Genomic DNA, 18,501 nt, shown 5'->3' on the forward strand with positions numbered 1-18,501 from the left:
GCCCAGGAGCTGTCGCGCCACTCCAACGACCTCTCCAGAGAGGTCCAGGACTTCCTCCAAGGCGTCAAAGCCGCTTAGAAGTCGGGAGGCTTTCCGCTCCGGATTCTGGCCAGCCCCACGCGGCTCGCATTCCAGATGACAGCAATTCTCTCAAGCAGGAGCCGCTGGAAACAGCGGCTCCTTTGCTTTTGAGGCTCCGGATTAACGCTCCGTCAGCTTAAGTTCGATGCGCCGGTTGCGGGCATAGGCTTCTTCCGTCGTGCCGTTGTCCAGCGGCTGGAACTCGCCGAAGCCTGTGGCGGCGAGGTGCTTGGGCTGGACGCCGCGGGCCACGAGCGCCTGCACCATCGCGATGGCACGGGAGGACGAGAGGGCCCAGTTCGACGGGAATTGCGCGGTGTTGATGGGGCGCTGGTCCGTGTGGCCGTCGACCCGGATCACCCACGGGATATCGGGCGGCACCTGGCGCTCGAGTTCGATCAGGGCGCTGGCGATGCGGTCGATCTCGCCGGAGGCTTCGGGCCGCAGCGTGGCTTGGCCTGCCGGGAAAAGCACCTCCGACTGGAACACGAAGCGGTCGCCGACGATGCGTACGTCCGGGCGATTGCCGAGGATCTGGCGCAGGCGTCCGAAGAAGTCGGAGCGGTAGCGGGCCAGTTCCTGCACCCGCTGGGCCAGCGCCACGTTGAGGCGGCTGCCGAGGTCGGCGATGCGAGCCTGGCTTTCCTTGTCCCGGTTCTCGGAGGCCGCAAGCGCATCCTCGAGGGCCGCGAGCTGGCGGCGCATGGCGGCGATCTGCTGGTTAAGGATCTCGACCTGGCTTAAGGCGCGCCCCGTGGCTTGGCGCTCGCTCTCGAGCTGCGTGTTCAGCTGATCGGCCTGAACCTGTGCGGCGCCGCCGCTGTCGAGAAGGCTCTGAAGGCGCGCCCGCTCGGCCTCGTTGGCCTGCAGGGTCGTCTGGAGTGACGTGACCGTCTCCTCGATGGTGCGCCGGCTCGAGCGCTCCAGGGAGAGAAGGTCGGTCAATTCTGCGATCTGGCGGTTCAGCCGGTCGAGCACCGTGTCCCGGCCGGACAGCTCGCGGGACAGGAAGAACTGGCCGACGGTGAACACGGAGATCAGGAAGATGATGGCGAGCAGCAGCGTGGACAGGGCGTCCACGAAGCCCGGCCAGTAATTGATCTGGCCGCCGCGCCCGCGCCGCCGTCCGCCTGCGCTCGAGACCGGCATCAGGGCAGCCTTTCACGGGAAAGGCGGTCGAGCACCTGCTTCAACTCCTTCTCGCGGGCGGCCTGCGCTTCCACCCAGTCGCGGATCATCTGCTGCTCGGCCCGCATGTGCTGCACGAGGCCCTGCACGCCCTCGGCGAGGTTCGCCATGGCCTGCGTGGCGGCCCGCCCGCCGCCGCCCTCGTTGACGGCCGCGGAGAGCCGGTTGAGGGCGAGCGTCAGGTCCGGCGTGGTGCCGGCGCGGAGGGAAGCCTCGACGGGAGCGTCCGTGGTCGAGGTGGCGAGCCAGTCCTCCAGCTCCGTGTAGAAGCGGTTCTGCGCCTGGCCGGCCTGAAGGTCGAGGAAGCCGAGGACGAGGGAACCCGCGAGGCCGAACAGCGATGCCGAGAAGGCGAGGCCCATGCCCTGGAGCGGGCCGGCCAGCGAGTTCTTCAACTCGTCGAAGAGAACCGCCGAATCCTGTCCGGTCCTCAAAGAGCCGATGATCCGCCCGACCGATCCGACGGTGTCGATGAGGCCCCAGAAGGTGCCCAGCAGCCCGAGGAACACCAGAAGGCCGGCGAGATAGCGCAGGATCTCCCGGCTTTCATCCAGGCGGGCGCCGATGGAATCGAGAACCGAGCGTGTCGCCGCCACGGAGAAGCCGGACTGATCGGGCCGATTGCCCAGGAGAGCAGCCAGAGGGGCGAGCAGCACCGGCGGAGTGGGAGCAACGAGCCCTTCCTCGGTCCGCTGCAGGGTGTTGACCCACCGCACCTCGGGGCGCAGGCGCCATACCTGGCGAATGGCCAGCACGATGCCGATGACCATGACGCCCATGATCAGGGCGTTGAGACCGGGATTGGCCTGGAAGGCCTCCCAGATCTGGCGATAGAGGATAAAGGCGACAAACCCTGCCAGAACCAGAAAGACCACCATGCGGATCAGATAAATCCGCGGTGGGGTAAGGGGTTGGTCCGCCATCGTTATCCTGTGCGTTTGGGCTTCGGGACGGCACCAATGTGACCGCGCCCGTCCGAAGGATCAAGCGCGACCATCGGTTCCATAACCGGCACGAACAGAAATATGAGCTTGGACCTACCCCTTGGCCTTCTTCAGGAGCTTGAGCAGTTCCCGCTGCATGATCTCGTTGCCGCAGGCAATGGAGCCCTTGGCGATCGGGTCGCTGCCGCCGTCCGCGTCGGACACGAAGCCGCCCGCCTCGCGCACCATGAGGATGCCGGCGGCCATGTCCCAGGAGTTCAGCCCGCGCTCCCAATAGGCATCGAAGCGCCCGCAGGCCACATAGGCAAGATCGAGGGCGGCGGCGCCCCAGCGGCGCATGCCGCCCACATAGCCCATGACGGCCGCCGTCTCGCGCAGGAACAGGCCGTGGTCGCCCTTGCCGATATGGGGCAGGCCGCAGGCCACCACCGCGTCGGCGAGGTCGCTGCGGGCCGCCACGCGGATGCGGCGGTTGTTGAGATAGGCGCCCTTGCCGCGCTCGGCGATGAAGAGCTCGTCCTTGGCCGGATCGTAGATCACCCCGGCCACGATCTGGCCGTCGCGCTCCAGGCCGACGGAGATGGCGAATTGCGGCAGGCCGTGCAGGAAGTTCGTGGTGCCGTCGAGCGGGTCGATGTGCCAGCGGTGGCTGGTATCGGTGCCCTGGATGACGCCTTCCTCCTCCATGACGAAGCCGTAGCCGGGACGGGATTTTTCCAGGGACTCGCGCAGGATCTTTTCCGCCTTGCGGTCGGCGGCGGACACGAAGTCGCCCGGGCCCTTGCGCGAGACCTGCAGGTTCTCGACCTCGCCGAAATCGCGCTTGAGCGAGCGTGACGCCTTCATCACGGCATCGGTCATAACGGTCATGAGGGGCGAGCGGATCATCGTGCAGGTCCTGACAAAGAGCGGTTTTCAAAGAGAAGGTGGTCGATGGACCACGGAAGGGACGGCGTCAAGCGGTGGATTAACCGGGCGGGCAGCCCAATTGATCCACGAACTTGCGATTTTATGCGAGTGTCATCCCCGGCGCACGAAATGCGGGATAGGGATCCATAGCGCTGAGGGTATGAGTGGATTCTCTTCCCCTCCGCTGCGCTCCGGCCGGGAATGACACCGGAGGCAATTACCGCATCCCCAACCGTTCCGCCGCCAGCTTCTCGGATCGGGTGCGCTCGTCGGCGGTGAGATCCTTGAGGGCGTTGTCGAGCCAGGGGTCCGCCAGCCCCTGGGCTGCCGCCAGAATATGCCAGGCCGCCGCGTCGACCTTGTTGGCCGGCACGCCCCGGCCTGCCACAAGCAGGCGGGCGAGGCGGTTCTGGGCGATAGCGTTGCCCTTGGCGGCCGCGCGGCGGAAATGGCGGGCGGCCTGCGACTCGCTTGCCGGAACCCCGTCGCCGTTGAAGAGCAGGATCGCGTACTCCACCTCGCCGACCGAGCTGCCGTTGCGGGCGGCGCGCTCGAACAGGCGCGCGGCCTCCGTGGGGTTGCGTTCGACGCCGCGGCCCTTGAGGTAGAGCACGCCCAGCGCATGCTGCGCGTCCGGGATCTCGGCCTCGGCCGCACGCTTCAGGAGCGTGATCGCCTTCTGCAGGTCCGCAGGGGATTCGCTCGTGAGCAGGAGAAGGGCGAGGTTGTGGCTGGCGAGCGGGTTGCCCTTGGCGGCCGCCTCTTCCAGCCAGGCGCGGCCCTGCACGGCGTTCTTCGGCATGCCGCGCCCGTCGAGGGCCATGAGGCCCAAAGCCGCCAGCGCATGGGCATCGCCCCGCTGGGCCGCGAGCCGGTACCATTCGGATGCTTTCTTCGGGTCCGCCGCGACGCCGAGGCCCTGGTTGTAGAGCTCGCCCAGAAGGGTCATGGCGGCGGCGTCGTTGTTGTTCTTCTCCAGCCGCAGGGTCGCCTCGCGGAAAGCCGTCTGATAGAGGCCACGCTGATAGGCGCCGTAAGCCGCATCGGGCTGGGCTGCGGCGCTTCCGGTGGCGGAGGCCAGCAGAAGCGCGCCGCCGATGATCCAGGAGACAAGCATCAGCGCGACGCCTCCTGGCGCTCGAGGATTTCGGCCGCCGCCTTCACGGCAGCGGCGGGTCCATCCGCATGCGTCCAGACCGCGTCACCCAGCGCCACAAACTCGGCATTCGTGGCCGCGAGCGTCTCGACCGCGTCAAGGCTCGGGGCATAGGCCGCGCAGGGCGTCTCGAAGATCTCGGCCCACCAGGAGGCCCGCTCCACCACGCTCTCCAGGGAGGGGAGGGACCCGTCCGGGCGCGGCTCGCCGAAGAGCAGGTAATCGACCCCGGCCTCGCCGAAGGTCATGGCATCGTCCTTGGTGCGGATGGCGCCGACGCCAAGCGCGCGCTCGGACTTCAACCGGTCACGCAGCTCGCGCACAAGGGCCGGGTCGCCCGTGACGTGAACCCCATCCGCCCCGCCGCGCGCCGCGATGGTGGCGAGATCGGCCTTGGCCTCCGAGGTGACGATCACGGCGGCCCCATGCTCCTGCGCGGCGGGAGCCAGCGCCTTCACCTTGTTGGTGAGGGTGCGCTCGTCGGCGGGCGCCAGCCGCAGCAGCACGGCAGCCACCGCGCCGGTCGCGCAGGCCTCGGCGAGCTGCGGCGCGAAGGAGGCGTCCTCCAGGACGGGGGTGATTAGGTAGAGGCGGGCGGCGGTATCGGCCATGGGTCACTAGGATTGAGAAAACAAAAGACACCGTTCCCATAACGAAAACGGGGCCATCTTGCGAGGCCCCGCTTGTCGATCATGATTAAGGCGAAAGACGGATCAAGAACTTCTACCCCGTAGCCTCATCCTGAGGAGGACCGTCAGGTCCGTCTCGAAGGACGAGGCGTTTCCACTGTTCTCTGGACCCTCCTTCGAGACGCCTGCTGCGCAGGCTCCTCAGGATGAGGATAGTTTATGTTACTCCGCCGCCTGGCGGGTCGTGCCGAAGGTCGGGTCGAGTTCGCCGGAGGCGTAGCGCTTGGCCATCTCGGCGAGCGTATAGACCCGCTTGATCTTCGAGGCCTGGCCGGCGGTGTTGAACTCCTGCAGGCGCTGCTTGCAGAGCTTGGTCATCGCCTCCATGGCAGGCTTGAGATACTTGCGCGGATCGAACTCGCCCGGATTCTCCTGGAGAACCTTGCGGATCTGGCCGGTCATGGCCATGCGGTTATCGGTGTCGATGTTGATCTTGCGCACGCCATGCTTGATGCCGCGCTGGATCTCCTCCACCGGCACGCCCCAGGTCGGCTTCATTTGGCCGCCGTACTGGTTGATGATGTCCTGCAGGTCCTGCGGCACCGAGGACGAGCCGTGCATCACCAGGTGCGTGTTCGGGAGCTTCTTGTGGATCTCCTCGATCACATGCATGGCGAGGATCGCGCCGTCGGGCTTGCGGGTGAACTTGTAGGCGCCGTGCGAGGTGCCCATGGCGATGGCGAGCGCGTCGACCTTGGTCTCGGCCACGAACTTCACGGCCTCGTCAGGGTTCGTCAGCAGCTGGTCGTGGGAGAGCTTGCCCTCGGCGCCGTGGCCGTCCTCAGCCTCGCCTTCGCCGGTCTCCAGGGAGCCGAGCACGCCGAGCTCGCCTTCCACCGAGATGCCGCCGAGATGGGCCATTTCGACCACCTTCCTGGTGACCGCGACGTTGTAGTCCCAGTCGCCCGGGGTCTTGCCGTCAGCCTTCAGGGAGCCGTCCATCATCACCGAGGTGAAGCCGGCCTGGATCGCCGTCATGCAGGTGGCGGCCTCGTTGCCGTGGTCGAGATGCACGCAGACCGGGATGTGCGGGTAGATCTCGGTGACCGCGTCCATCATGTGCTTGAGCATGACGTCGTTGGCATAGGAGCGCGCACCGCGGCTCGCCTGAATGATCACCGGAGCATCGACCTCGCTGGCCGCCGCCATGATCGCGAGCGCCTGCTCCATGTTGTTGATGTTGAAGGCAGGCACGCCGTAGCCGTGCTCGGCTGCGTGATCCAGAAGCTGCCTCATCGTGATGCGGGCCATTTGGTCCTCCGTATTGGTTTTGCTTTTAAACAGCGCAGAAGCTGAACCTCAGCTTAAGCATCTAGGCCACAATTTGGCTTGGCAAAGTGGGTTAACCACTTTGCCTGCATGGACTTAAGCCCGCAGGGCTTCGACACCCGGGAGCGACTTGCCTTCCAACCATTCGAGGAAGGCGCCGCCGGCCGTCGACACATAGGTGAAGCTGTCGGCCACGCCGGCATGGTTGAGGGCCGCCACCGTGTCGCCGCCGCCGGCGACCGACACGAGCTTGCCGTCCTTGGTGCGCTGGGCGGCATGGCGGGCTGCCGCCACCGTGCCCTGGTCGAATGGGGCGATCTCGAAGGCGCCGAGCGGGCCGTTCCACACCACCGTGGCGGCATCGTTGATGGCAGCCTGGATGCGTTCGATGGACTGCGAGCCCACGTCGAGGATCATCTGATCCTCGGGGATCGCGTCAATGCCGTAGGTGTGGTTCTGGGCTCCCACCTTGAACTCGTAGGCGCAGACACCGTCCACGGGCAGGATGATGGCGCAGTTGGCGTCCCGCGCCTTCTCGATGATGCGCATGGCAGTCGCAGCGAGATCCTTCTCGGCGAGCGACTTGCCGATGCCGAGACCCGTGGCATGCACGAAGGTGTTGGCCATGCCGCCGCCAATCACGAGCGCGTCGACCTTGGTCACGAGGTTTTCGAGCAGGTCGATCTTGGTGGACACCTTGGCGCCGCCCACGATCGCGACGACCGGGCGCTTGGGCGCCTCCAGGCCCTTGGTCAGGGCGTCGAGCTCCGCCTGCATGGTGCGGCCGGCATAGCCCGGCAGCACGCGGGCCAGGCCCTCGGTGGAGGCATGCGCCCGGTGCGCGGCCGAGAAGGCGTCGTTCACGTAGAGATCGCCGAGCTTCGCCAGTTCCTGAACGAAGGCCGGATCGTTCTTCTCCTCGCCCGCATGGAAGCGAGTGTTTTCGAGGAGAAGCACGTCGCCGTCCTTCAGGGCATTCACGGGGGTGCTGGCGGCTTCGCCGATGCAGGCATCGGCGAAGGCCACGGATTTTCCGAGGTGCTGCGAGACCGCTTCCGCAACCGGCTTCAGGGACTCCTTGGGGTCGCGTCCCTTCGGGCGGCCGAAATGGGCGAGGAGGATCACCCTCCCGCCTTTGTCGGCGATTTCCCGGATGGTGGGCAGGACGCGCTCGATGCGCGTCGCGTCCGTGATCCGGCCGTTCTCCATGGGGACGTTGAGGTCCACCCGGACGAGAACGCGTTTTCCCTTGACGTCGGCCTGGTCGAGCGTGCGGAAGGCGGTCATTGGCAGCCTCCCTTAGATGAGCTTCGCCATGGCGATGGCGGTGTCCGCCATGCGGTTCGAGAAGCCCCATTCGTTGTCGTACCAGGACAGCACGCGCACGAAGTTGCCCTCCATGACCTTGGTCTGGTCCATGTGGAACACGGAGGAGTGCGGGTCGTGGTTGAAGTCCGACGAGACGTTCGGGGCGTTCGTGTAGCCGAGGATGCCCTTGAGCGGACCGTCGGCCGCCGCCTTGATCGCGGCGTTGATCTCTTCCTTCGTGGTGTTCTTCTTGGCCACGAACTTGAAGTCGACCACGGAGACGTTCGGGGTCGGCACGCGGATCGACGAGCCGTCGAGCTTGCCGTTGAGGTCGGGCAGCACAAGGCCCACGGCCTTGGCGGCGCCGGTGGAGGTCGGGATCATGTTCAGGGCCGCCGCGCGGGCGCGGTAGAGGTCCTTGTGCATCTGATCCAGCGTCGGCTGATCGTTCGTGTACGAGTGAATCGTGGTCATGAAGCCCTTCTCGATGCCGACCGCATCGTGAAGCACCTTCGCCACCGGGGCGAGGCAGTTCGTGGTGCAGGAGGCGTTCGAGATGACCACGTGGTCCTTGGTCAGCTTGTCATGGTTGACGCCGTAGACGACCGTGAGGTCCGCGCCGTCGGCGGGAGCCGACACGATGACGCGCTTGGCGCCGGCGGTCAGATGCGCCGAGGCCTTGTCCTTCGAGGTGAAGATACCGGTGCATTCCATGGCGATGTCGACGCCGAGTTCCCGGTGCGGCAGGGTCGCCGGATCCTTGATTGCCGTGACGCGGATCTTCTGGCCGTTGATGACAAGGAACTCGCCGTCGACCTGCACGTCTGCCGGGAAGCGGCCATGGACGGAGTCGAAGCGGAGAAGGTGGGCGTTCGTCTCGACCGGGCCGAGATCGTTGATGGCAACCACCTCGATATCCTTGCGGCCGCTTTCCACGATGCCGCGGAGGATGTTGCGTCCGATGCGACCGAATCCGTTGATCGCGACCTTCACCGTCATAGCTTTAGCTCCCTTGCGTAACGAGGCCTCGGTTCTTTTCGAGCCTCAGAGATTATGTGTCCGGAGAACCTTCTCCGCGATGGCCTCGGCGGTGATGCCGAAGTGCTTGTAAAGGTCCTTGTAGGGCGCGCTGGCGCCAAACCCATGCATGCCGACGAAAATTCCGTCAGGCCCGATGACCGAATCCCAGCCGAAGCGCACCGCCGCCTCCACCGCAACTTTGATCGGCGCATCGCCGATGATCTGGGCGCGGATCTTCTCGGGCTGGGCGAGGAACAGGTCGAGCGAGGGCACCGACACAACGCGAACGGCGAAGCTTTGTTCATCCAGAAGCTTCTGGGCCGCCAGCGCGATCTCCACCTCGGAGCCCGAGGCGAAGAGGGTGGCTCGCGCCTTGCCGTTGGCGGGCGAGAGCTCGTAGGCGCCCGTGGCCGAGAGGTTCTCAGCGCCACCTACTTTCCGGACCTGCGGCAGGTTCTGGCGGGTCAGCGCCAGCGTCGATGGGCCGTCCGTGCGCTCAAGCGCCATCTGCCAGCACTCGGCGGTCTCGATGGCGTCCGCCGGGCGGAACACCCGCATCTTCGGCATGGCACGCAGCGCCGCCAGGTGCTCCACCGGCTGGTGGGTCGGGCCGTCCTCGCCGAGGCCAATGGAGTCGTGGGTCATCACATAGACGGCCGGAATGCCGGCGAGCGCCGCGATGCGCATGGCGGGCCGTGCATAGTCGGTGAAGACCAGGAAGGTCGCGCCGGCCGGCACGTAGCCGCCATGGAGCGCGATGCCGTTCATGGCCGCAGCCATGCCGTGCTCGCGGATGCCGTAATGGATGTAGCGGCCGGCATAATTGCCGGGCGAAATGGCGTTGAGGTTCTTGGTCTTGGTGTTGTTGGAGGGCGTGAGATCCGCCGAGCCCAGCACCAGCTCCGGCACCGCCTCGGTGATGACCTCGAGGGCGATCTCGCTGGCCTTGCGGGTGGCGACGGCCTGCGGCTCGGCGACGAGCCGGTCCTTCAGCTTGGCGACCGCGTCAGCGAGGCCCTGCGGGCGCACGCCCTTCACCCGGCGCTCGAACTCGGCGCGCTTCTCTTGCGGCAGAGCCTTCAGGCGCTCGGCCCAGGCCTTGCGCTGGCGGCTTCCCTTCTTGCCGGCCTTCGCCCAGGCGCTGCGGATGTTGTCCGGAATCTCGAACGGCGCATGGCTCCAGCGAAGCGCCGCCTTGGCGCCCGCAAGCTCCTCGGCGCCGAGGGGCTCGCCGTGGGCCTTGGAGGTGCCGGCCTTCTTGGGCGCACCGTAGCCGATGACGGTCTTGCAGGCGATGAGCGTCGGGCGGTCCGACTTCTGGGCGCGGGAGATGGCGCGCTGGATCGCCTTCTCGTCATGGCCGTCCACGCGCACGGCATTCCAGCCGCAGGCCTGGAAGCGCTTCACCTGATCGACGGAATCGGACAGCGACAGGGGGCCGTCGATGGAGATCTCGTTGTCATCCCACAGGACGATCATGCGGTTGAGCTTCAGGTGGCCGGCCAGCGCGATGGCCTCCTGGCTGATGCCCTCCATCAGGTCGCCGTCGGAGGCGAGCACATAAGTGAAGTGGTCGACGAGGTCGTTGCCGTACTCGGCGTTCAGCATGCGCTCGGCGAGCGCGAAGCCCACGGCGGTGGCGATGCCCTGGCCGAGCGGCCCGGTGGTGGTCTCGACGCCCGGGGTCATGAAGTTCTCAGGGTGGCCGGGGGTCTTGGAATCGAGCTTGCGGAAGTTCTTCAGCTCATCGACCGTCATGCCCTTCACGCCCGTCAGGTGCAGGAGCGAATAGAGGAGCATCGAGCCGTGGCCGGCCGACAGGATGAACCGGTCGCGGTCGGGCCAGGTCGGGTCGGCGGCGTCGTATTTCAGGAACTTGGTGAACAGCACCGTGGCGATGTCGGCGGCGCCCATGGGCAGGCCCGGATGGCCGGATTTGGCTGTTTCAACGGCATCCATGGCGAGGACGCGCACGGCGTTCGCCAGATCAGAATGGGTGACGCGATCGGCGGAGACGGTATCTTGCACAGCGAGATCCACAAATCTTGAGGGCCCCGCAACGGGGCGGTCTGTCTGGGAAAGGTGCGGGCTCCTTAACACGGGGCAGGGGGGAGTCAAAGGCTCGAAAGGGCGTAATCCCCTTCTGGACCGTTGCCGATGAAGGGCTCCAGGCCTAGTCTCTTGCCCGAATCCCGGAGGCATGATGGCGCCCACACTCGATGAAGCGATGAAGCGGCTGGACATGGCCCTAGGCCTGCTCGAAGCGTCCGTATCCCGGCGCCTCGATGCCGACAAGCGGCGAGGGGGACTGGAGACCGAGCTTCAGCTCATGCAGGACGACCGGGCCCGCCTTGCGGTGGAACTCGACGGGGCGCTCACCCGCCTGCACCGCTTCGAGGCCGCCACCGACGACGTGAGCCGGCGGGTCCGCCAGGCCATCGGGGCCGTCGAGACCGTTCTGGCCCAGGCCGGCCAACCGGCTCCGGCCGGGCAATTCGAACCTGAGGAAGGCTGACGGCATGGCTCAGGTGACCGTGACCATTGCAGGCAGAACCTACCGGATCGCCTGCGCCGAAGGCGAAGAGCAACACCTCGAAGGGCTGGCGGCCTCCTACAATGCCCGGGTCGAGGAGATGCGCGCCACTTTCGGTCAAGTCGACGACCTGCGCCTCCACGTCATGGCGGCCATTGCCCAGGCCGACGAGCTGCAGGAAACCAGAAAGCGGATCACTGCGCTGACCGAGGAAGTGGCAATGCTCAACAGCGCCCATATCTACCGGGACGAGCGCCTCGGACAAATCGAGGCCAGGCTCGCCGCGGGCATCCAGCGGGCGGCCGAGCACATCGAGGAACTGGCCCGCAGCCTGAACGGGGCAGGGCAGGTTTAGCCTCCACGCCGATGTCATCACCGGCCTTGTGCCGGTGATCCCGCTTTGTTGAGGCGTCGCATTCCTTCGCATCGGAATGGCTGGCACAGGGCCGGCCATGGCGTGAGAGAGTGTCAGCCCCGGTACGACAATCGATGCTGCCGCTGCCGAAGCGTGGCGAGGAGCTCCACATAGGGCTCGCGCCTCTCCTGATGGGCGGCTCTGATCCTGCGCCCGATCCGATCCTTGATTTCCTGGTCGGCGGCGCTCTTGTCGAGCTTGTCCACCTGGACATGATATTCGAAATCGATGTTGCCGAGCCTGTGCAGGACCTCCCGCATCATGGCGTCGATGCTCGGCGAATCCGTCTCTCGGCGATAAATTTCTCGATATTGATTCTGTTTCAGATGAGCCATGTTTCCTCCACTCGATGGATGGCGCATCCCCTACAGGGCCATTAGGCGGCGCTCCGGCGATCCTGGCCATTCCGTAATGTTACGGAGGCGGCCTCCTTGAACTGCCTCCGAAAGATCGCTTTTGGCCTCACTTTTCCCCTTTCCCCGGCGCGTCCCAATCCCTACATAGGGAAGGCGGGGCTGCGGGGCGCGTTAGGAGTTCATATTCCCCGGGGCCTTATCGATCCCAACGGGAGCTGTCCCTGCCCGGTCCGTGGACCGGAACACACGGCGCCCACCTACTTTGTAGGTTCCCGGGATCGCTTCTCCGACGGTTTCTGTGGCTCCGCACCTGATGACATCTCTTCCCCCTCCCGAGTTGAAAGAACGCCTTCGCAGCGAGGGGTTCGCCCGGCGCGACGGGCTCGACAAGGATTTCCGCCACGATGCCGCGCAGCGCATCATGGCCCAGGCCCTCGACCTACCTGATCTCCAAGGCGTGACGCCGGTGGGCGGCTACTGGCCGATCCGCACCGAGGTCGATCCGCGTCCGCTGATGGAGGCGCTGCTCGAACGCGGGCAGGACGTGGCCCTCTCCCAAATTCTCCATCCCCACTTGAGCTGGCGCCTCTGGCAGCCCGGCGACGTGCTGGTCAAGGGCGGCTTCGGCGTGCGCGAGCCCGGACCCGATGCGCCGGAGGTCTTCCCCAAGGCGCTGCTCGTGCCGCTGGTTGCCTTCGACCGCCGGGGAGGGCGCATCGGCTACGGCAAGGGGCATTTCGACCGGGCCATCGCGGCGCTGGAAGAGCAGCATCCCACCTTGACCATCGGCCTGGCTTATGCGGTTCAGGAGATCGACGAGGTTCCGGTCGAACCCCACGACCGGAACCTCGACGTTATCATCACTGAGGCCGAACTCATTCGGACGAAATCCGCTTAAAGGTCCATCATGCGTCTTCTTTTCCTCGGCGACATCGTCGGGCGGCCCGGCCGCAATGCGGTGATCGAGCGCCTGCCCGGCCTTCGTGACCGCTGGCGGCTCGATTGCGTGGTCATCAACGGCGAGAACTCCGCTGGGGGCTTCGGCATCAACGAGGCGATCTGCGACGAGATCCTGGCCGCAGGCGCCGATGCGATCACGCTGGGCAACCATTCCTGGGACCAGCGCGAGACGCTTGTGTTCATCGAGCGCCAGCCGCGCCTCCTGCGGCCTGCGAACTACCCAGCCGGCACGCCGGGTCGCGGCGCCAATCTCATCGACACCCGCTCCGGCCACCGGGTTCTCGTGGTCAACGTCATGGGCCGTCTCTACATGGACCCGCTGGACGATCCGTTCGCGGCCGTCGACCGGGAACTGGAGACCTGCCCCATGGGTCAGGTGGCCGATGCCGTCATCATCGACGTGCACGCGGAGGCGACCAGCGAGAAGGAGGCCATGGGCCATTACTTCGACGGGCGGGCGAGCCTCGTGGTCGGCACCCACACCCATGTGCCCACGGCCGATCACCGGGTGCTGCCCGGCGGCACCGCCTACATGTCGGACGCGGGCATGTGCGGCGACTACGACTCCGTTCTCGGCATGCAGAAGGAGGAGTCGATCCGCCGCTTCATCCAGAAGACCCCCGGCGCCCGCATGGAGCCGGCCCTAGGGGAGGGCACGCTCTCGGGCATCGCGGTCGAAACCGACGATCGCACGGGCTTGGCCGTGCGTGTGGCGGCTCTTCGCCTCGGGCCGAACCTGGAAGAAACCTGGCCCCGCTTCTGGGACTGAGCCCGACTTCCATTGCGCCGGTCCCTTGGCGTGGAGCGTCGCCGTTCCCATCTGTCCCGTCACGGAGGAGACCGGTGGACGCGGATTTAGAGAAGACGACCGAGGCGAAGACAAGCATCTATCGTCAGGAGAGCGAGTTCCACCGGGTGCACGAGCACCAGAGCGCGTCGGCCGTCCTGCGCGCCGTGATCGACGAGGCCAAGGGCGAGACGATCTCGATCCGCGAGATCATTGAGGCCTTCGGCGAGCGCGCCTTCGGCTTCGTGCTGATCCTGTTCTCCCTGCCGAACTGCGTGCCGAACGTACCCGGCATTGCCGGCATCGTGGGAACGCCTGTTCTGATCTTCGGCATCCAGATGATGCTGGGCCACAAGCGCCCTTGGCTGCCGGGTTTCATCCTGCGCCAGACGGTCTCCGTCGCGAAGTTCAAGCGCCTCATCGACATCGCGGAGCCCAAGCTCCAGAAGCTCGAAAGCTACTGCAAGCCCCGCCTGCTCCAGCTCTTCGGCCCCATCGGCGACCGGGTGGTGGGGCTCTTCGCATTCCTGGTGGCGCTGTCGGTCCTGATCCCGTTCCCCGGCACCAACTTCCCTCCCTCCATCGCCCTCGTCATTGCTTCCATCGCGGTCATGGAGGAGGACGGCTATCTCCTGCTCGTCGGCTATCTCATCGGCTTGGCGGGGCTCGCTTATACGGTGACGATTCTCGGCGCCTCCTACCACCTCATCGTGGCGGCCATTCAGAACCTGCCGGGCTGGCTCGGGTTCTAGGCACGATCTCTTAAGCGCTTCGGCCTAGTCTGCCCTAGGGGAAGCAAGGGGCGGCAGGTGGGCGTACAATCACGCGAATGGAGCAGGGAATCTGCCGAAGGAATCCAGGCTGTCCGCCTGTCGGAGGTGCTGGGGGCCCTGAGCCATGCCCTGGACCTGACGGAGGGCCAGCCCGCCGGACATTGCGTGCGGGCCTGCTGGATCGGGGTCCATGTGGGACGGGAGCTGGGCCTGAACGAGGCCGCCCTGTGGGAGCTCTATTACACGCTCCTCCTCAAGGATCTCGGCTGCAGCAGCAACGCGGCCCGCATCTGCCAACTCTACCTGACCGACGATCTCTCCTTCAAACGGGACTTCAAAACCGTCGGCAACCGGCTCCCGCAGGTCTTGAGCTTCGTGCTGTCCCATACGGGTCTGAAGGCCGGGCTGGCGGAGCGTTTCCGGGCGGTCGTCAACATCGTCCAGAACGGCGGCGAGATCGCCCGCGAGCTGATCGAGACCCGTTGCCAGCGCGGCGCCGAGATCGCCCGTCAGCTACGTTTTCCCGAAGGCGTTGCGCAGGGCATTCAGTCGCTCGACGAGCACTGGAACGGCGGCGGCAAGCCGTATGGGATTGCCGGAGCCGAGATCCCGGTCTATTCCCGCATCGCGCTTCTCGCCCAGGTGGTGGACGTTTTCCACACCAGCACCGGAGAGGCGGCTGCCCGACATGAGGTGAGAGCCCGGTCGAGAACGTGGTTCGATCCCCAGGTTGTCGAGGCCTTCGAGCGCGTCGCTGGGAGCCCTGCCTTCTGGGAGGTTCTCCGCTCCGACGATGTGGAGACCGCGATCTTCGCCCTGGAACCGGCCCAGCATATCGAGAGCGCCGACGAGGATTATCTCGATGACATCGCGGCAGCCTTCGCACGGGTGGTCGACTCCAAAAGCCCCTATACCAGCGGCCATAGCGACCGGGTTGCGTTTTTCGCCGATCTGATCGCCGGTGAGATGGGCTTCGACGAGGCGGGGCGGCGAAGCCTGCGGCGGGCGGCCCTCCTCCACGACATTGGCAAGCTCGGGGTCAGCAACGAGATCCTCGACAAGCCGGGCAAGCTGGACGAGACTGAGATGGCTGCCATGCGCCATCACGCCCTCCACAGCGAAACAATCCTGTCCCGGATCCGCGCCTTCGAGGGACTGGCCCGTATCGGCGGGGCCCATCACGAACGCCTCGACGGCAAGGGCTATCCGAGGAGGCTAAAGGGCGATGAAATCGGCCGGGAGACACGGATCATCTCGGTGGCCGATGTGTTCGACGCCCTGACGGCGGATCGCCCCTACCGCGCCGCCATGCCGGTCTCAAAGGCTATGGGAATCCTGGAGGCCGATATAGGGGCGGCCTTCGACCCGGCCTGCGTGGATGCGCTCCGGCGGGCTTTGGACCGGATTGAGGGCAGGCAGGCCCAAAGGGGCTTTGCCTGAAGCCCTTCGCCGCCTTATAAGCGGGCCATCGTCAACTTCTCCGGCCTGACGGGCGCTTCTTGAGGCGGCTCTCGGCCGAAAATCCGGAGGCCCCCATGGCCGGGCATTCACAGTTCAAGAATATCATGCACCGCAAGGGCAAGGTGGACGCGGTGCGGTCCAAGGTGTTTTCCAAGCTTGCCCGCGAAATCACCGTGGCGGCCAAGATGGGCCTGCCCGATCCCGCCATGAACCCGCGCCTGCGCGCCGCGATCCTCGCCGCCCGCGCCGAGAACATGCCCAAGGACAATATCCAGCGCGCCATCAACAAGGCCTCCGGGGGCGACGCGGAGAACTACGACGAGATCCGTTACGAGGGCTACGGCCCGGGCGGTGCTGCCATCATCGTCGAGGCCATGACCGACAACCGCAACCGCACGGCCTCCGACATCCGCTCCTACTTCACCAAGAGCGGCGGCAACCTCGCCGAGACTGGCGCCGTGTCCTTCATGTTCGACCGGGTCGGCTACATCGAGTTCGGTCCGGACGTGGCCGATGCGGACGCCATGCTGGAAGCCGCCATCGATGCCGGTGCCGACGACGTGACTTCTGGCGAGAACGGCCACGAGGTTTATTGCGACCAGGGTTCCCTCAACGAGGTGACCAAGGCCCTGGAGGACAAGTTCGGCGAGCCCAAGGCGTCGAAGCTGGTCTGGAAGCCCCAGACCCCGGTGGCTGTCGATGACGAGACCGGCGAGAAGCTGATGAAGCTGATGGAATCGCTTGAGGAGCACGACGACGTTCAGAACGTCTACGGCAACTTTGAGCTCTCCGACGCCCTCATGCAGAAGATGGCGGGCTGATTTTTGCTGTGCGTCATGCCCGGGCTGGCCCCGGGCGTCCACGTCATCTTAACCGTTGATGGCGTGGATGGCCGTAAACCAATTCGGCCATGACGGTGGAGAACAACAGTGACTGAGCGCGTCCGCATCCTCGGCCTCGATCCCGGCCTGCGCAACACCGGCTGGGGCGTCATCACGGTCGAGGGGACGAAGCTGTCGTACGTCGCCTGCGGGGTCGTGACCTCCGACGGCGACCTTGAGCTGGCGCTGCGCCTCAAGCAGCTCCACGACCGGCTGACCGACGTGATCCGGACCTGGACACCCGACGAGGTCTCCGTCGAGGAAACCTTCGTCAACAAGGACGCGCAGGCGACCCTCAAGCTCGGCCAGGCCCGCGCCATGTCCCTGCTGGTCCCGGCCCTTCATGGCCTGCCGGTGGCGGAATACGGCGCCAACCAGGTGAAGAAGACCGTGGTGGGCGTCGGCCACGCCGACAAGAACCAGGTGCAGGCCATGATCAAGATCCTCCTGCCCAAGGCCGACTTCAAAAAGGCCGACGCCGCCGACGCGCTCGCCATCGCCATCGCCCACGCCCACCAGCGCAAGGCCCGCGCTTTGGCGGCGAGCTATTAATTTGATACAGAAGCACAAAGCGTCATCCCGGACGGCGTGAGCCGATCCGGGATCGTCAGACGGGTAAAGCGCAGGTGTCCCCTCCCTCCTTGTGGGGAGGGCTAGGGAGGGGGGTGTGAGCGCCAGACCCACATAGGCTATCGCTCAAACCCCCACCTCCAACTCCTCCCCACAAGGGGGAGGAGGGTTTATCGGGAGCAAAGACTGACGTGATCGGCAAACTCAAAGGCGTGGTGGATTCCTACGGCGAAGATTTCGTGATCCTCGACGTGCACGGGGTCGGCTACGTGGTCCACTGCTCCTCCCGCACCCTTCAGAACCTGCCGCCCACCGGCGAGGCGGCTACTCTGTCCATCGAGACCCATGTGCGCGAGGACATGATCCGCCTGTTCGGCTTCCGGTCGGATTCCGAGCGCGAGTGGTTCCGGCTGCTGCAGAGCGTCCAGGGCGTGGGCTCCAAGGTGGCGCTCGGCATCCTCTCGGTGCTCGACCCCGGCAGTCTCGCCACGGCCATCGCCACCGGCAACAAGGCGTCCGTTGCCCGCGGCCCCGGCGTCGGCCCCAAGCTCGCCCAGCGCATCGTCTCCGAGCTCAAGGACAAGGCCCCGGCCTTCGCGGCCGTGGATCCGGCCCTCATCCGCCTCACCGGCGCGGTCGAGGACAACAGCGCCCCGCGCCCCGTGGCGGATGCGATCTCGGCCCTCGTCAATCTCGGCTACCCCCAAGTCCAAGCGTCCGCGGCCGTCGCCGCCGCCATGAAGCAGGCCGGCGATGAGGCTGAGGCGAAGACGCTGATCAGGCTAGGCCTGAGGGAGTTGGCTCGTTAAAGCCATGGCGAATTGGTTCGTATTCATGGGGTTGGGGCCTATTATTGGAGCAATAACCTTCGCATTTGTCCTAATATATAAGATTCCTCCAACTGCTGAACTAGTAAACTGGCTGCCTGTCGCTGGACGGTTTCTATTGTTCGGATTGCTTCCATCCTATGTTGTTGGCCTTCCTTTCGCGTTAGCGACATGCTTCTTAATTCGTAGTCTACAACGATGAGCAATTTCATATGAGCTCATTTGGGTGTCGGGCATTGGCTTACTTTCAGGCGGTCTTTCTCTCGTCTTCATCGTTGCAGTGATCAAGTTGCCTATCGGCTTAATGATATTTGCTGCAAGGAGTGGACTGCCCGTCTCTCCATTTGAAGATTACGGCCCCTTTGTTCTGGTTG

General features: G+C 65.6%; 19 protein-coding genes and 1 other RNA gene. 10 read left to right on the top strand and 10 right to left on the bottom strand.

Annotation, left to right across the window (positions count from 1 at the left end):
- Positions 1-201 precede the first annotated feature (201 nt).
- From JQC81_RS18170 to tkt, 9 genes are all read right to left on the bottom strand, one after another.
- A complete protein-coding gene (locus JQC81_RS18170; RefSeq protein WP_203273195.1) occupies positions 202-1,230 on the bottom strand; it encodes a peptidoglycan -binding protein in 1,029 nt (342 codons plus the stop codon).
- Positions 1,230-2,192: a MotA/TolQ/ExbB proton channel family protein gene (locus tag JQC81_RS18175; protein WP_203273196.1), complete on the bottom strand. Its 963-nt coding sequence runs from the start codon at positions 2,190-2,192 to the stop codon at positions 1,230-1,232. The genes JQC81_RS18170 and JQC81_RS18175 overlap by 1 nt, the downstream gene beginning before the upstream one ends.
- A 114-nt stretch (positions 2,193-2,306) precedes the next feature.
- Positions 2,307-3,101 carry an inositol monophosphatase family protein gene (locus tag JQC81_RS18180; RefSeq protein ID WP_203273197.1) on the bottom strand — a complete coding sequence of 265 codons (795 nt, stop codon included), beginning with the start codon at positions 3,099-3,101 and terminating at the stop codon, positions 2,307-2,309.
- 238 nt (positions 3,102-3,339) lie between these two features.
- Positions 3,340-4,239 (bottom strand): tetratricopeptide repeat protein, encoded by a 900-nt coding sequence (locus tag JQC81_RS18185; RefSeq protein ID WP_203273198.1) that lies wholly within the window; start codon positions 4,237-4,239, stop codon positions 3,340-3,342.
- On the bottom strand, positions 4,239-4,889 hold the full coding sequence (locus JQC81_RS18190; RefSeq protein WP_203273199.1) for a thiamine phosphate synthase: 651 nt from the start codon (positions 4,887-4,889) through the stop codon (positions 4,239-4,241). The genes JQC81_RS18185 and JQC81_RS18190 overlap by 1 nt, the downstream gene beginning before the upstream one ends.
- A 240-nt stretch (positions 4,890-5,129) precedes the next feature.
- Positions 5,130-6,218, bottom strand: coding sequence for a class II fructose-bisphosphate aldolase (gene fba, locus JQC81_RS18195; protein ID WP_203273200.1), 1,089 nt, complete (start codon positions 6,216-6,218; stop codon positions 5,130-5,132).
- A 114-nt stretch (positions 6,219-6,332) separates the two neighbouring features.
- Positions 6,333-7,523: a phosphoglycerate kinase gene (locus JQC81_RS18200; protein WP_203273201.1), complete on the bottom strand. Its 1,191-nt coding sequence runs from the start codon at positions 7,521-7,523 to the stop codon at positions 6,333-6,335.
- Between the two features lie 12 nt (positions 7,524-7,535).
- The gene (gene gap / locus JQC81_RS18205; protein WP_199051444.1) at positions 7,536-8,543 is read right to left on the bottom strand and encodes a type I glyceraldehyde-3-phosphate dehydrogenase; all 1,008 of its coding nucleotides are present in this window, start codon (positions 8,541-8,543) and stop codon (positions 7,536-7,538) included.
- A gap of 45 nt (positions 8,544-8,588) precedes the next feature.
- Positions 8,589-10,523: a transketolase gene (gene tkt, locus JQC81_RS18210; protein WP_246520513.1), complete on the bottom strand. Its 1,935-nt coding sequence runs from the start codon at positions 10,521-10,523 to the stop codon at positions 8,589-8,591.
- Between the two features lie 244 nt (positions 10,524-10,767).
- Here tkt and JQC81_RS18215 point away from each other — a divergent pair, with 244 nt between their 5' ends.
- Together JQC81_RS18215 and JQC81_RS18220 are read left to right on the top strand one after the other, a co-directional pair.
- A complete protein-coding gene (locus JQC81_RS18215) occupies positions 10,768-11,079 on the top strand; it encodes a DUF4164 domain-containing protein (protein ID WP_203273203.1) in 312 nt (103 codons plus the stop codon).
- Between the two features lie 4 nt (positions 11,080-11,083).
- A complete protein-coding gene (locus JQC81_RS18220) occupies positions 11,084-11,452 on the top strand; it encodes a cell division protein ZapA (RefSeq protein ID WP_203273204.1) in 369 nt (122 codons plus the stop codon).
- 113 nt (positions 11,453-11,565) lie between these two features.
- On the opposite strand, the gene JQC81_RS18225 is transcribed toward JQC81_RS18220, so the two are convergent.
- A complete protein-coding gene (locus JQC81_RS18225; protein WP_203273205.1) occupies positions 11,566-11,847 on the bottom strand; it encodes a hypothetical protein in 282 nt (93 codons plus the stop codon).
- Positions 11,848-12,021: 174 nt separating this feature from the next.
- Here JQC81_RS18225 and ssrS point away from each other — a divergent pair.
- The 8 genes from ssrS (at position 12,022) to ruvA (ending at position 18,109) form a co-directional block, all read left to right on the top strand.
- Positions 12,022-12,177, top strand: a non-coding RNA gene (gene ssrS, locus JQC81_RS18230) — 6S RNA.
- Positions 12,178-12,181: 4 nt separating this feature from the next.
- Positions 12,182-12,766, top strand: coding sequence for a 5-formyltetrahydrofolate cyclo-ligase (locus JQC81_RS18235; protein ID WP_203273206.1), 585 nt, complete (start codon positions 12,182-12,184; stop codon positions 12,764-12,766).
- 9 nt (positions 12,767-12,775) lie between these two features.
- Positions 12,776-13,597, top strand: coding sequence for a TIGR00282 family metallophosphoesterase (locus JQC81_RS18240; protein ID WP_203273207.1), 822 nt, complete (start codon positions 12,776-12,778; stop codon positions 13,595-13,597).
- A gap of 74 nt (positions 13,598-13,671) precedes the next feature.
- A complete protein-coding gene (locus tag JQC81_RS18245) occupies positions 13,672-14,367 on the top strand; it encodes an exopolysaccharide biosynthesis protein (protein WP_203273208.1) in 696 nt (231 codons plus the stop codon).
- A gap of 57 nt (positions 14,368-14,424) precedes the next feature.
- Positions 14,425-15,828, top strand: coding sequence for an HD-GYP domain-containing protein (locus JQC81_RS18250; RefSeq protein WP_312887548.1), 1,404 nt, complete (start codon positions 14,425-14,427; stop codon positions 15,826-15,828).
- A 95-nt stretch (positions 15,829-15,923) separates the two neighbouring features.
- Positions 15,924-16,670, top strand: coding sequence for a YebC/PmpR family DNA-binding transcriptional regulator (locus JQC81_RS18255; protein WP_203273209.1), 747 nt, complete (start codon positions 15,924-15,926; stop codon positions 16,668-16,670).
- A 108-nt stretch (positions 16,671-16,778) separates the two neighbouring features.
- Entirely contained in the window at positions 16,779-17,282 is a 504-nt protein-coding gene (gene ruvC, locus JQC81_RS18260) for a crossover junction endodeoxyribonuclease RuvC (protein ID WP_203273210.1), read from the top strand.
- Between the two features lie 209 nt (positions 17,283-17,491).
- Entirely contained in the window at positions 17,492-18,109 is a 618-nt protein-coding gene (ruvA, locus tag JQC81_RS18265) for a Holliday junction branch migration protein RuvA (RefSeq protein WP_203273211.1), read from the top strand.
- The last annotated feature ends 392 nt before the right edge of the window (positions 18,110-18,501 follow it).

This window comes from Microvirga arabica, assembly GCF_016811235.1.
GTDB classification, from domain to species: Bacteria; Pseudomonadota; Alphaproteobacteria; order Rhizobiales; family Beijerinckiaceae; genus Microvirga; species Microvirga arabica.

What these genes read in the sequence shown, in the direction of transcription:
- JQC81_RS18170 (WP_203273195.1), bottom strand. Translation starts at nt 1,230, where the DNA reads ATGCCGGTCTCGAGCGCAGGCGGACGGCGGCGCGGGCGCGGCGGCCAG.
- JQC81_RS18175 (WP_203273196.1), bottom strand. Translation starts at nt 2,192, where the DNA reads ATGGCGGACCAACCCCTTACCCCACCGCGGATTTATCTGATCCGCATG.
- JQC81_RS18180 (WP_203273197.1), bottom strand. Translation starts at nt 3,101, where the DNA reads ATGATCCGCTCGCCCCTCATGACCGTTATGACCGATGCCGTGATGAAG.
- JQC81_RS18185 (WP_203273198.1), bottom strand. Translation starts at nt 4,239, where the DNA reads ATGCTTGTCTCCTGGATCATCGGCGGCGCGCTTCTGCTGGCCTCCGCC.
- JQC81_RS18190 (WP_203273199.1), bottom strand. Translation starts at nt 4,889, where the DNA reads ATGGCCGATACCGCCGCCCGCCTCTACCTAATCACCCCCGTCCTGGAG.
- fba (WP_203273200.1), bottom strand. Translation starts at nt 6,218, where the DNA reads ATGGCCCGCATCACGATGAGGCAGCTTCTGGATCACGCAGCCGAGCAC.
- JQC81_RS18200 (WP_203273201.1), bottom strand. Translation starts at nt 7,523, where the DNA reads ATGACCGCCTTCCGCACGCTCGACCAGGCCGACGTCAAGGGAAAACGC.
- gap (WP_199051444.1), bottom strand. Translation starts at nt 8,543, where the DNA reads ATGACGGTGAAGGTCGCGATCAACGGATTCGGTCGCATCGGACGCAAC.
- tkt (WP_246520513.1), bottom strand. Translation starts at nt 10,523, where the DNA reads ATGGATGCCGTTGAAACAGCCAAATCCGGCCATCCGGGCCTGCCCATG.
- JQC81_RS18215 (WP_203273203.1), top strand. Translation starts at nt 10,768, where the DNA reads ATGGCGCCCACACTCGATGAAGCGATGAAGCGGCTGGACATGGCCCTA.
- JQC81_RS18220 (WP_203273204.1), top strand. Translation starts at nt 11,084, where the DNA reads ATGGCTCAGGTGACCGTGACCATTGCAGGCAGAACCTACCGGATCGCC.
- JQC81_RS18225 (WP_203273205.1), bottom strand. Translation starts at nt 11,847, where the DNA reads ATGGCTCATCTGAAACAGAATCAATATCGAGAAATTTATCGCCGAGAG.
- JQC81_RS18235 (WP_203273206.1), top strand. Translation starts at nt 12,182, where the DNA reads ATGACATCTCTTCCCCCTCCCGAGTTGAAAGAACGCCTTCGCAGCGAG.
- JQC81_RS18240 (WP_203273207.1), top strand. Translation starts at nt 12,776, where the DNA reads ATGCGTCTTCTTTTCCTCGGCGACATCGTCGGGCGGCCCGGCCGCAAT.
- JQC81_RS18255 (WP_203273209.1), top strand. Translation starts at nt 15,924, where the DNA reads ATGGCCGGGCATTCACAGTTCAAGAATATCATGCACCGCAAGGGCAAG.